Source organism: Enterococcus sp. AZ063 (genome assembly GCF_051715045.1).
GTDB lineage: Bacteria > Bacillota > Bacilli > Lactobacillales > Enterococcaceae > Enterococcus_D > Enterococcus_D casseliflavus.
The window spans coordinates 2,580,001-2,593,392 of record NZ_JBIOTA010000001.1 but is presented as its reverse complement, the minus strand read 5'-3'; the positions used below and the strand labels follow the sequence as shown (position 1 = coordinate 2,593,392).

The window sequence follows — 13,392 nt, the reverse complement described above, 5'->3', positions numbered from 1 at the left end:
AAAACCAGTTACAATAAAGGTAACTGGTTTTTTTTTAATGGCTTGTCTTTTCAGGCGCTGGTGCGATAATACCAACAAGAATGATCACCACACCTGTGACCAAAGAGATGATTGAAGTTAATTGAAAATCATAAGTTGCTCCAGCAAGTGAGCTGCCTAGATAGCCAACGACTTGACCTAATACAAAAGTCCAAAATAAAGTGACTAAGTAACGCATGACGACACCTCTTTTCTGCGTATCTTCCATTTCGACTTTAGTTTATCACAAAAATATTTATTGTAAAGATTTTCACTTTTTCATTTTGTTTTTCAAATCTAATTACTAGCAGAAAGAAAGAGAATTTTCATTTTTGGAGGGATTTCAATGTATTCACAGCTCACCACCTTAAGCGCCTATTCGTTGCTGCAAAGTACGATCAAAATTCCTCACTATATAGAGCAAGCCAAAAAGATGGGCTATCAGACGTTGGGTCTGACCGATCATAATGTTCTCTATGGCGCGGTCGAGTTTTATCAGCAATGCCTAGCACAGGGCATCAAGCCGATTTTTGGCGCTTTGTTCGACTGTACCTTCGGAGAGGGATCAATGTCCTTTCCATTGTACGTATTTGCAAAAAACCTCAAGGGCTATCAAACCTTGATGCGTTTATCAAGTGAAAAAATGATCACCGAGCAGTTGAATTTGGCTTCTTGTGATTCTTTGCAGGACCTCTTTGGTTTGCTGCCTGAAGGCGAGGGATTTCTGCCTTCTCAGCACGATGATCTAGAAGCCAATCAAGAAGCACTGCGAGCAATCAGCCATAAATTTGATTCTGAGAGCTTGTTTTTAGGTATTACTAGCAAAGGGTTAGATCCAGAAACGATCGCTTGGTTTAACGAGCAAAACATTGCACCATGTGCGTATCAACCAATCGCGGCTTTAGCACAAGAAGAAGCCTTTGCAGTCAAAGTGATGACGCATATCAAAGAGGGCTCGCAAATTGAAGACTTTCGTCAGGCTAAAGAGCAAGGGGCTGCGCAGCTTTTTCTACAACCAGCAGACCAACTGACCGCGGCATTTGAAGAATGGTCGCAGGCATTGATGAATAATCAGCGGATTGCAGCTGAATGCGCTGTCGAGCTGCCGCTGCATCAGCGGCTGTTGCCTCATTACCCGCTACCAGCCGAAGAAAGTGCTGCGGACTATTTGCGGAAAATTTGTTTTGAGCGTCTGCCTCAGCGTGTTGCCCACGTTACATCGGCGTACGAACAGCGTTTGGATTATGAGTTGTCCGTCATCCATAAGATGGGCTTTGATGACTATTTCTTGATTATTTGGGACGTCATGGACTTTGCCCACCAACAAGAGATCGTTACCGGCGCTGGACGGGGATCGGCTGCTGGAGCACTGGTGGCATATGTTTTATCGATCACCGACGTAGATCCAATCAAATACGATCTTTTGTTTGAACGATTCTTGAATCCAGAACGTTACACGATGCCTGATATTGATTTAGACATTCCTGACAATCGCAGAGACGAGATTTTACAGTATGTGCGCCAAAAATACGGGCAAGAATATATGGCACAGATTGCGACGTTTGGCACTATGGCGGCCAAAATGGTTCTGCGAGATGTTTCTCGTGTCTTTGGTCTTTCGCAAAGTGAAGCCAATCGCTGGTCAAAAGCCATCCCCAATGCCTTGAAAATGACCTTAGATCTTGCTTATGAACAATCCAATCAGCTGCGAGAATTGGTGTCGTTTAATGAGCGAAACCAAATAATGTTTCAAGTCGCCAAAATTTTAGAAGGCTTGCCACGTCACGTATCGACTCATGCCGCTGGTGTGGTGATCAGTGACAAGAATTTGCTTGATCTGGTTCCCTTACAAGAAGGCAGCGATGGGATCTGGCTGACCCAATTTACCATGAATGACGTAGAAGCCATCGGCCTATTGAAGATGGACTTTTTAGGCTTGAGAAACTTATCGATCATTGATAATACCTTGAAAGGCATTAAACGAATCAGCCAACAAATCGTTACCCAAAAGGAGATTCCTCTTGATGATCCAGCAACATTGCGCTTGTTTCAAAAAGGCGAGACCGCAGGGATCTTCCAATTTGAATCAGCGGGGATACGCAATGTGCTGCGTAAGTTAGGACCAGAAAGCATCGAGGATATTGCCGCAGTCAATGCCTTGTATCGTCCAGGACCGATGCAAAATATCGATACCTTTATTAAGCGGAAAAAAGGACAAGAGCGTGTCTCTTATCCAGATGACAGCTTGATTCCGATTTTGCAAAACACTTACGGAATCATTGTCTACCAAGAGCAGATCATGCAGGTAGCTTCCAAAATGGCTGGTTTCAGCTTAGGACAAGCAGATATTTTGCGTCGAGCAATCAGTAAAAAGAAAAAAGACGTCTTGGATGAGGAACGTCGTCATTTTGTGCAAGGCGCCTTAGCCAATCAGTACGATGAAAAGACCGCCAATTTGGTCTATGATTATATCGAGCGGTTCGCCAATTACGGGTTTAATCGATCCCATGCGTTTGCCTATTCCTTTATCGGCTTTCAAATGGCCTATCTGAAGGTACACTATCCTGCACCATTTTTTGCTTCGATCTTACACTCGGTACGCAACACCGCCAGCAAAATGAAAGAATATTTAAATGAAGCCGCACGTTATGGCGTAGAAGTACTGCCGCCTTCGATCAATGCCAGTGGGTTTAGTTTTCAACTGCAAAATGAAAAACAAATTCGTTTTGGTTTCAACAGTATCAAAGGAATCCGACGCGACATGATCCAAGACATTTTGGCAGAAAGAAAAGAGCATGGTAATTTCACGTCTATGGATCAATTTTTGCTTCGCTTGAATCAGCGGAACAGCAAATGGTTAAAATTGGATTATTTATTGCCGCTTTTGAGCATCGGCGTATTCGATGGGATCGCCCCCAATCGAAAACAAGCACTGATCCAGCTAGAAGGAAAGATCCAAAACATTACTTATAGTGGCGGCAGTTTGGATCTCTTAGAAACTATGGCATTAAAAGAAGAAGCCGTTGCCGATTACAAACTAGAAGAAAAACTGGCTTTGGAAGAAGAATACTTAGGTGTTTATTTGTCTGGCCATCCCGTGGAACAGTTTCAAAAATTGCACCAATTAAAACAAATCACTGATATTGCTGATCTGGTTCCGAATGAACGGGTGCGTATCCTTTTATATGTGCGCAAGATTCGAGAGATTCGAACGAAAAAGGGCGAACAAATGGCGTTTGTCGAAGGAACAGATGCCAGCAAAGAAGTGTCAGTAACGATTTTTCCCATCGTTTATCGACAAGTACGTTCCTTGATTGAAGAAAATGCTGTTCTCTACATCGAAGGAAAGGTCGAGGTAAGTCGTTACAATGGTGAAATCCAACTCATTGCTGATAAAATAGACTTAGCAGAAAACGTTCAAAATAAAATTGCGTCACAAACTTGTTACTTAAAGATTTCTGCTGAAGCTGAAACGTCGCACCTGCAAGCATTGTCGAAGGAAATGAAGCAGCACCACGGAAATATTCCAGTGGTGATGTTCTATGAAAGCAGTGGCAAAAAAGTGTTATTAGCAGAAGAAAACTGGGTGACGGATGAGCCGAACTTTGTCAAACAACTGATCGCATTATTAGGAAATGGAAATGTAATTTACAAGTAATTTTCCGAAAACGGTAATTCAACTTACACTTTTTTCAACTTTTTCCCACTATTTCAAGACATTTTCATGGAATAATGGTAGAATATGTCTCGTGGTTATTACTTGAAAACTAGCAAACAGGGGCTTCCCTAAACAAAATCTTTTGATGAGGTGAAAGAATAATGAAACGCATTGGAATTCTAACCAGTGGCGGCGATGCACCAGGAATGAACGCAGCGATTCGCGCAGTTGTCAGAAAGGGTATTTTTGACGGACTTGAAGTATACGGAATCAACTATGGCTATGCCGGACTAGTCGCAGGCGACATTCGTCGCTTAGATGTTGCTGATGTTGGTGACAAAATTCAACGTGGTGGAACATTCTTATATTCAGCACGTTATCCAGAATTTGCGACACAAGAAGGACAATTAAAAGGAATCGAACAATTAAAGAAATTTGGCATCGAAGGGCTAGTCGTGATTGGTGGAGATGGGTCTTACCATGGTGCGATGGCACTTACTCGTCACGGTTTCCCAGCGATCGGGATTCCAGGAACGATCGATAATGACATTCCAGGAACAGATTTCACGATTGGTTTTGATACAGCGATCAATACTGTCTTGGAATCGATTGACCGTATCCGTGATACAGCGACATCACATGTCCGCACATTCGTGATCGAAGTAATGGGTCGTGGTGCTGGCGATATCGCTTTATGGTCAGGTGTGGCCGGTGGTGCGGATGAAATCATCATCCCAGAACATGATTTTGACATGCAAGTTGTTGCTGATCGTATCCGTGAAGGACGCGACCGCGGGAAAAAACATTGCTTGATCGTTTTAGCCGAAGGTGTGATGGGCGGAAATGATTTTGCTGACAAACTTTCTGAATACGGCGATTTCCATACCCGTGTATCAATTCTAGGACACGTTGTCCGTGGTGGTTCACCAAGCGCTCGTGACCGTGTGTTAGCAAGTAAATTTGGTTCATATGCCGTTGAATTATTGCAACAAGGCAAAGGCGGTCTATGTATCGGTATCGAAAACAATGAAATGATTGCTTCTGATATCATCGATACCCTTGAAAACAATCGTCACAAACCAGATCTTAGCTTGTATAACTTGAACAAAGAAATCTCATTCTAAAGAGATTTTTAAGCAACGCAACAGTAATTTTGTAAAAAAAGCTTATTAGCTATTTTAAATAAATGAATAGGAGCGTTTAGTAATGAAAAAAACAAAGATCGTAAGTACATTAGGACCAGCAAGTAACAGTGTGGAAATTATTTCTCAACTGATTGAAGCCGGTGCGAATGTCTTCCGCTTTAACTTCTCTCATGGAGATCATGAAGAACAATTAGCGCGTATGACAATGGTTCGTGAAGCCGTAAAGAAAACTGGTAAAGATGTCGGTATCCTTTTAGATACAAAAGGTGCTGAAATCCGTACAACTGTACAAAATACGACAGAAGCAGACTTTGGTCGTGCTGGATACATCCAATTCAACGTTGGCGATGAAACACGTATTTCAATGGATCCAGAACACAAAGGAACAAAAGAAAAAATTGCTGTAACTTATCCTGGTTTATTTGAAGATGTTCATGTGGGCGGACACATCTTGTTTGATGATGGCTTGATCGACATGGAAATCAAAGAAAAAGACGAAGCAACCCGTGAATTAGTGGTTGTCGTTAAAAATGCTGGAATGTTAGGATCACGTAAAGGGGTCAATGCTCCTGGCGTATCAATCAGCTTACCTGGTATTACTGAAAAAGATGCAGAAGATATCCGTTTTGGTCTTGATAACGATATCGACTTCATTGCCGCTTCATTTGTACGTAAAGCGCAAGACGTTTTAGAAATTCGTGAAATTTTAGAAGAAAAAGACATGACTCATGTGCAAATCTTCTCTAAAATCGAATCACAAGAAGGTATCGATAATATCGATGAAATCATCAAAGTTTCTGATGGTATCATGGTTGCCCGTGGTGACATGGGTGTTGAGATCCCTGCTGAAGAAGTACCAATGGTTCAAAAGAGCATCATCAAAAAATGTAACGCTGCTGGTAAATCAGTTATCACAGCAACACAAATGTTAGAATCAATGCAACAAAACCCACGTCCAACTCGTGCAGAAGCTTCTGACGTTGCCAATGCTGTCTTTGACGGTACTGATGCAACAATGCTTTCTGGTGAGTCAGCAAACGGTGACTACCCTGTTGAAGCAGTAGCAACAATGGCACGTATCGACGTGGAAGCAGAAAAAGCTTTATCAGAAAACAGCACTTTCCAAATCAACCAATTTGATAAAACAGATGTAACGGAAACAATCGGTTTATCTGTTGCTCGTGCAGCGAAAAACTTAGGGGTTAAAACAATCGTTGCTGCCACTGAATCTGGCTACACTGCAAAAATGATCTCTAAATATCGTCCAGATGCTGACATTTTAGCTGTCACATTTGACGAACGCACAAAACGCGGCTTGATGCTTAACTGGGGTGTGTACCCAACCGTTGCTGAAAAACCATCAACAACTGATGAAATGTTTGAATTAGCAGCAAAACAAGCAGTGGATTTAGGCTTTGCTAAAGAAGGCGATCTAATCTTGATCACAGCCGGTGTTCCTGTTGGTGAACGCGGAACAACCAACGTAATGAAGATCCAATTGATCGGATCAAAATTGCTTGAAGCGCAAGGAATTGGTGAAAAATCAGTTGTTGCCAATGCCGTGATCGCTCACAGTGCCGAAGAAGCAATTGCGAAAGCAAAAGATGGCATGATTTTAGTTGTACCAACAACAGATAAAGAATATATGCCAGCAATCGAAAAAGCAGCAGCTTTAGTTGTTGAAGATGGCGGCTTGACTTCTCATGCAGCAGTTGTCGGAATCGCGAAAGATCTACCAGTGATCGTTGGTGCCAAAGACGCAACAACAACCATCAAAGATGGCGAATTGGTTACTCTTGATTCTCGTCGCGGTATCGTTTATCGTGGAGAAACAACAGCGATCTAATGATTTTTAACGATTGATCAAGCAACAGGCAAGTGCACGTTGTGCGCTTCCTGTTGTTTTTTTGAGAGTGTCGAAATCCCTTGAGAAAAGGCATTAAAATGACACGATCAAAAATGAAAAAGGTGTCAAGAAAATTTCATTGACAAAGCCTCAGAAGCCCTGTATAATTGCTTTTGTTGCTTAGGGGTGATAAAAATGAAATGGTCTTTATTGGAATTAAAAAAATACCAAGAGACACCGCTGATGTTTGAAGAAACACTTGACCTAAAAAGTCAACTGATAAAACGCGATGGACAGATCATTGATTTGTCTCCTGTAAAAGTAAAAGGGCTGATGAGTGTTGATAAGCAAGGATACTTGCTGCACTATCAAGTGGAAACGACGATGACATTGCCATCTACTCGTTCTTTGACACCTGTAGCGATTCCTTTTGATTTTTCAGTGGATGAACAATTCATGACACCAGAGCAATTTCAGCGTCGCGATGAAACGATCGTCGAAGAAGAAGTTTTGATCATTGAAGGTCAAACCATCAGCTTAGATGAATCGGTCGCTGATAACCTATTACTTGCGATTCCTTTGCAAGTCCTGACAGAAGAAGAAAAACAAGGTTCAGCAATGCCATCTGGCAACGATTGGGCTGTTTTGTCAGAAGAAGACTTTGCAAATCAAAAAGAAGCGCAAGCTCAACAAGTTGATCCTCGTCTTGCAAAATTATCCGAATTATTCAATGAATCAGATGACGATAACGCGTAGGATTGGAATAAATTGCAGCCTCAAGGTTGCGTTCATTAACAAGGAGGTGTAGCAAAATGGCAGTACCAGCTAGAAAAACTTCGAAAGCGAAGAAAGCAAAACGTCGTACACATTACAAATTGACAATCAACGGTTTGAACGAATGTGCAAACTGTGGTGAAATGAAAAAAAGCCACCATGTCTGCTCTAACTGTGGTCATTACGATGGCAAAGACGTAGCAACAAAAGAAGCATAATTCCTTTTTTTCAGAAAGAGGATTCTAAAACCTTAGGCTAACCATGGAGCCTGAGGTTTTTTTGTTTTTTTTGGAAAAGATGGAACTTTTCAGAAATTTTTTTGTCCATCGAAAGAGAATAGTTCAAAAGCAGGTACATTTGCGCTATAATGAAAAAGATAATTGAATCTTAGGAGGATGAAAGATGACAAAACAACAAATCGGCGTTGTCGGTATGGCTGTTATGGGCAAAAACTTAGCGTTGAACATCGAAAGCCGCGGTTATTCAGTTGCCTTATTTAACCGTACTGGTTCAAAGACAGAAGAAGTAGTAAAAGAACATCCAGATAAAAATTTTAAAGCAACTTATACGATAGAAGAATTTGTTCAATCAATTGAAAAGCCACGTCGTATTTTATTAATGGTAAAAGCAGGATTTGCGACGGATGCTACGATCCAAGAACTATTGCCTCATCTAGACAAAGGCGATATTTTGATCGATGGCGGAAATACCTTCTTTAAAGATACTGTTCGTCGTAACGAAGAGTTGGCAAACTCAGGAATCAACTTTATCGGTACGGGTGTTTCTGGTGGAGAAGAAGGCGCCTTGAAAGGTCCTTCGATCATGCCTGGTGGACAAAAAGAAGCATATGAATTGGTTGCACCGATCTTGGAACAAATTTCAGCAAAAGCTGAAGATGGTACACCTTGTGTAACTTATATTGGGCCAAATGGTGCAGGCCATTACGTAAAAATGGTTCATAATGGGATCGAGTATGGCGACATGCAGCTAATTGCGGAGTCTTATGACTTGATGCAAAACATTTTAGGTTTATCTGTTGATGAAATGGCTGATATCTTTGCCGAATGGAACAAAGGTGAATTGGATAGCTACCTAATTGAGATCACAGCGGATATCTTGACACGTAAAGATGATCAAGGAACAGGCAAACCGATCGTTGATGTCATCTTAGATGCTGCAGGCAATAAAGGAACTGGGAAATGGACGAGCCAAAGTGCCTTAGACCTAGGTGTTCCATTGCCATTGATCACTGAATCTGTTTTTGCTCGCTATATCTCAGCTTACAAAGAAGAACGGGTCAATGCCAGCAAAGTATTACCGAAACCAGAAGCGGTTGCTTTTGAAGGGAACAAAGAAGAATTTATCAATAAGATCCGTGAAGCCTTATACTTCAGTAAAATCATGAGCTATGCACAAGGTTTCGCGCAATTACGTACAGCATCAAAAGAGTACGATTGGGATCTTCCTTTTGGTGAGATTGCCAAAATTTGGCGTGCAGGCTGTATCATCCGTGCGCAATTTTTACAAAAAATCACGGATGCTTATGACAAGAATGCTGACATCGAAAACTTATTATTAGATGATTACTTCAAAGACATCACGAAACGCTATCAATCTTCTGTACGTGAAGTAGTTGCGCTAGCTGTCCAAGCGGGTGTCCCTGTGCCGACGTTCTCCTCTGCGATCGCGTACTTTGATTCGTATCGTTCTGATCGTTTGCCAGCGAACTTGATCCAAGCACAACGGGATTACTTCGGCGCGCATACGTATGAACGGACAGATAAAGAGGGAATTTTCCATTATTCATGGTATGACGAAGCGTAAGCTTTAAGAGAATCCAAAAGAGAAAGGCCGAAAGTGAGAACTTTCGGTCAATCTCTTTTTTATTTTTTAGATACATGATAAAATAAGACAGATAATGTCTATTTTAAAGGCAGAATAATCAATAAAGGGGCTATCAATAATGAGTAATATTCTAATCATTGAAGATGAAAAGAACTTAGCTCGATTTGTGGAATTAGAATTGAAGCATGAAGGGTATAATACCGAAGTTCATTACAACGGACGGACGGGACTGGATGCTGCGCTGAATAATGAATGGGATGCAATCTTATTGGATCTAATGCTTCCAGAGCTAAATGGGTTAGAAGTTTGCCGACGTGTGCGTCAATCGAAGAACACCCCGATCATCATGATGACCGCGAGAGATTCTGTGATTGATCGAGTATCAGGTTTGGATCATGGTGCTGATGATTATATTGTGAAGCCTTTTGCAATTGAAGAATTGCTGGCACGCTTACGTGCGTTGCTTCGCCGTATCGATATCGAAGGGGACAAAAACGTCGCAAAACAAACCACGATCACTTACCGCGATCTAACGATTGAAAAAGAAAACCGTGTCGTTCGACGTGGAACAGATGTCATTGAACTAACAAAACGCGAATATGAGCTATTGTTGACTTTAATGGAAAACGTCAATGTCGTTTTAGCCAGAGATGTTTTATTAAACAAAGTCTGGGGCTATGAGACAGAAGTTGAAACCAACGTTGTCGATGTTTACATCCGCTACTTACGAAATAAAATTGATGTGCCAGGGGAGGAAAGCTATATCCAAACCGTTCGTGGTACAGGTTATGTGATGCGGTCGTGAACCTTAAAAAAAGAATGAAAAAATTAAAAGAACTGAAGGGGCCTTCTTTAACTGTAAAGTGGGCCTTCGCAAGTTCTTTCTTTATATTCGTCGTATTTACGATCTTTGCTGTGATCACCTATAAAACATCGGTGAATTTGATCGTTGCTAAAGAAGAAAATAATGTGGAGCGCACGATGTCAGAGGTTGCTTCTCGTTTAGCCAATTCGGATCAAGAACTAACATTGGTTCGAACATATCGTAATTTAACCAAAAATGATGCGGGGACGACGAGCATTTATGATCGCACTTCAACGATCGATGGCAACTTAATGAAAATCGATTCCTTTATTTCGGAATTAGGCCAAGCGCCGTTGAGCTTGTTTGTTTATAATTTGAATGAGGATCTTGTGTTTAAAACCCATGAAAATGATTTAGCACTGATCGACACGCAGCGCAAAGCGCCAACCATCGTAACGCTGGATGGTATCACAGGCTTTCTCTCGATCCAACCCATCTATTCAAAAGGCACCAGAGAGCGGATTGGCTATGCACAAACATTTTATGAATTGACTTCTTTTTACGAAATACGCAGCAAACTGCTGCTGACTTTGATTATCTTAGAAGTCGTTTCTCTGATTCTTAGTAGTGTGCTTGGGTTCTTTTTATCAGCGTATTTCCTTCAGCCATTAAAGGTCTTGCGAGATACGATGGAAACCGTTCGGAAAAACCCACAGTCAACGGTGCATATGCCAGAATTAAATACGAACGATGAACTGTCTGATTTAGCAGATATCTTTAACGAAATGCTGGATCGCATGCGCCTATACATTGAACAGCAAGAGCGATTCGTCGAAGACGTTTCTCATGAGTTGCGAACGCCTGTGGCGATCATTGAAGGACATATGAATCTGTTGCAGCGTTGGGGAAAAGACGATCCAGAGATTTTGGATGAGTCTCTGGCAGCCAGTATGCAAGAGATCAGTCGGATGAAGACGCTCGTACAGGAAATGTTGGATCTCTCAAGAGCGGAACAAGTGGATGTTCATTATGCAAATGAAACAACCAATGCAAAAGAAGTTGTCTATCAAGTCTTCAATAACTTTAAAATACTGTATCCGGATTTTGTTTTTACATTGGATGATGACTTATACCATGAGTTGAAGCTGAAAATCTATCGCAATCATTTTGAACAGATCATTATTATTGTCTTGGATAACGCAGTGAAATATTCCACTGATCGAAAAGAAGTTCATCTATCCATTTCGTTGGATCGGCAATCCTTTGAAATTGCCATTCAAGACTTTGGTGAGGGAATCTCCAAAGAAGACCTCGACAAGATCTTTAATCGTTTCTATCGGGTAGATAAAGCCCGTGCTAGAACCAAAGGCGGAAACGGGCTAGGGCTCTCTATTGCGAAACAGTTATTGGAAAGCTATAAAGGAAAAATTTCAGCAGAGAGTGTCATCGGTCAAGGAACGATCTTTCGAATCTATATACCGATCGTTCAATCAGAAGATCGGACGAAAAGAGAACGTTAGGCGAAAAGCTTAAGTTCTCTTTTTTTATCCATTAATGATAGATTTAGCCGCAAAATACTTCTTATAAACGAACGTTCGAATCGTTTGACAATGAATAATTCGCTTATAAAAATAGTTGCCAAAAAGCCTATTTTTTTAGTTGATTTTTCCTTTAAGAATTGCTATATTATTACTTGTCCTTGTTAAGGCATTTGTAACAAACACTGATTGATCTTTTTTGAAATTAGTTGTTGACGAAACATTTTACAAGTGTTATTATAACAAAGTCGAAAAAATATCATCTCTGAAAAACCTAATAAATCAAAAAAACTTTTCAAAAAAGTGTTTGACATATAACGGTTGAGATGGTAAGATAAAAAAGTCGCTGAGGTTAAGAAAGAAGTTAAATAACAACTTCTTGAAAAAACTTTTCAAAAAAGAGTTGACAAACAAACGTCGCTCTGATATGATATAAAAGTTGCTAACACAGCACGGTAGACCTTTGAAAACTGAACAAAGCAAGCAAACGAACCAATGTGTAGGACGTTTCAATTTATTGAAACAAATACATGCAAGCAATAGCTAGCAAAGTTAATTTTTATGAGCTTAATGACCGTATGGTCATTCAAACAAATCATTATGAGAGTTTGATCCTGGCTCAGGACGAACGCTGGCGGCGTGCCTAATACATGCAAGTCGAACGCTTTTTCTTTCACCGGAGCTTGCTCCACCGAAAGAAAAAGAGTGGCGAACGGGTGAGTAACACGTGGGTAACCTGCCCATCAGAAGGGGATAACACTTGGAAACAGGTGCTAATACCGTATAACACTATTTTCCGCATGGAAGAAAGTTGAAAGGCGCTTTTGCGTCACTGATGGATGGACCCGCGGTGCATTAGCTAGTTGGTGAGGTAACGGCTCACCAAGGCAACGATGCATAGCCGACCTGAGAGGGTGATCGGCCACACTGGGACTGAGACACGGCCCAGACTCCTACGGGAGGCAGCAGTAGGGAATCTTCGGCAATGGACGAAAGTCTGACCGAGCAACGCCGCGTGAGTGAAGAAGGTTTTCGGATCGTAAAACTCTGTTGTTAGAGAAGAACAAGGATGAGAGTAAAATGTTCATCCCTTGACGGTATCTAACCAGAAAGCCACGGCTAACTACGTGCCAGCAGCCGCGGTAATACGTAGGTGGCAAGCGTTGTCCGGATTTATTGGGCGTAAAGCGAGCGCAGGCGGTTTCTTAAGTCTGATGTGAAAGCCCCCGGCTCAACCGGGGAGGGTCATTGGAAACTGGGAGACTTGAGTGCAGAAGAGGAGAGTGGAATTCCATGTGTAGCGGTGAAATGCGTAGATATATGGAGGAACACCAGTGGCGAAGGCGGCTCTCTGGTCTGTAACTGACGCTGAGGCTCGAAAGCGTGGGGAGCGAACAGGATTAGATACCCTGGTAGTCCACGCCGTAAACGATGAGTGCTAAGTGTTGGAGGGTTTCCGCCCTTCAGTGCTGCAGCAAACGCATTAAGCACTCCGCCTGGGGAGTACGACCGCAAGGTTGAAACTCAAAGGAATTGACGGGGGCCCGCACAAGCGGTGGAGCATGTGGTTTAATTCGAAGCAACGCGAAGAACCTTACCAGGTCTTGACATCCTTTGACCACTCTAGAGATAGAGCTTCCCCTTCGGGGGCAAAGTGACAGGTGGTGCATGGTTGTCGTCAGCTCGTGTCGTGAGATGTTGGGTTAAGTCCCGCAACGAGCGCAACCCTTATTGTTAGTTGCCATCATTTAGTTGGGCACTCT

The 13,392-nt window shown here is 41.9% G+C and carries 9 protein-coding genes and 1 rRNA gene (1 of these 10 only partly in view); 9 read left to right on the top strand and 1 reads right to left on the bottom strand.

Going from position 1 to position 13,392, the window contains the following annotated elements; all coding sequences use genetic code 11:
• Positions 1 to 34 precede the first annotated feature (34 nt).
• Positions 35 to 217, bottom strand: a complete 183-nt coding sequence (locus tag IGK61_RS12125; RefSeq protein WP_008377814.1) for a YjzD family protein — start codon at positions 215 to 217, stop codon at positions 35 to 37.
• A 147-nt stretch (positions 218 to 364) separates the two neighbouring features.
• Between IGK61_RS12125 and dnaE the strand changes: the two genes are divergently transcribed.
• From dnaE to IGK61_RS12080, 9 genes are all read left to right on the top strand, one after another.
• Positions 365 to 3,676: a DNA polymerase III subunit alpha gene (gene dnaE, locus IGK61_RS12120; protein WP_074535991.1), complete on the top strand. Its 3,312-nt coding sequence runs from the start codon at positions 365 to 367 to the stop codon at positions 3,674 to 3,676.
• A 161-nt stretch (positions 3,677 to 3,837) separates the two neighbouring features.
• Positions 3,838 to 4,800: a 6-phosphofructokinase gene (gene pfkA, locus IGK61_RS12115; RefSeq protein ID WP_005229169.1), complete on the top strand. Its 963-nt coding sequence runs from the start codon at positions 3,838 to 3,840 to the stop codon at positions 4,798 to 4,800.
• Positions 4,801 to 4,882: 82 nt separating this feature from the next.
• Entirely contained in the window at positions 4,883 to 6,667 is a 1,785-nt protein-coding gene (gene pyk, locus IGK61_RS12110; protein ID WP_005229179.1) for a pyruvate kinase, read from the top strand.
• A 195-nt stretch (positions 6,668 to 6,862) separates the two neighbouring features.
• Positions 6,863 to 7,423, top strand: a complete 561-nt coding sequence (locus tag IGK61_RS12105) for a YceD family protein (protein ID WP_010749661.1) — start codon at positions 6,863 to 6,865, stop codon at positions 7,421 to 7,423.
• 56 nt (positions 7,424 to 7,479) lie between these two features.
• The gene (rpmF, locus tag IGK61_RS12100; protein ID WP_005229191.1) at positions 7,480 to 7,659 is read left to right on the top strand and encodes a 50S ribosomal protein L32; all 180 of its coding nucleotides are present in this window, start codon (positions 7,480 to 7,482) and stop codon (positions 7,657 to 7,659) included.
• Positions 7,660 to 7,843: 184 nt separating this feature from the next.
• On the top strand, positions 7,844 to 9,265 hold the full coding sequence (gene gndA / locus IGK61_RS12095) for an NADP-dependent phosphogluconate dehydrogenase (RefSeq protein ID WP_005229192.1): 1,422 nt from the start codon (positions 7,844 to 7,846) through the stop codon (positions 9,263 to 9,265).
• 139 nt (positions 9,266 to 9,404) lie between these two features.
• Entirely contained in the window at positions 9,405 to 10,091 is a 687-nt protein-coding gene (locus IGK61_RS12090) for a response regulator transcription factor (RefSeq protein ID WP_005229193.1), read from the top strand.
• Between the two features lie 14 nt (positions 10,092 to 10,105).
• Positions 10,106 to 11,611 (top strand): HAMP domain-containing sensor histidine kinase, encoded by a 1,506-nt coding sequence (locus tag IGK61_RS12085; RefSeq protein ID WP_034696083.1) that lies wholly within the window; start codon positions 10,106 to 10,108, stop codon positions 11,609 to 11,611.
• 614 nt (positions 11,612 to 12,225) lie between these two features.
• Positions 12,226 to 13,392, top strand: a 16S ribosomal RNA gene (locus IGK61_RS12080); it runs 392 nt beyond the window's last position.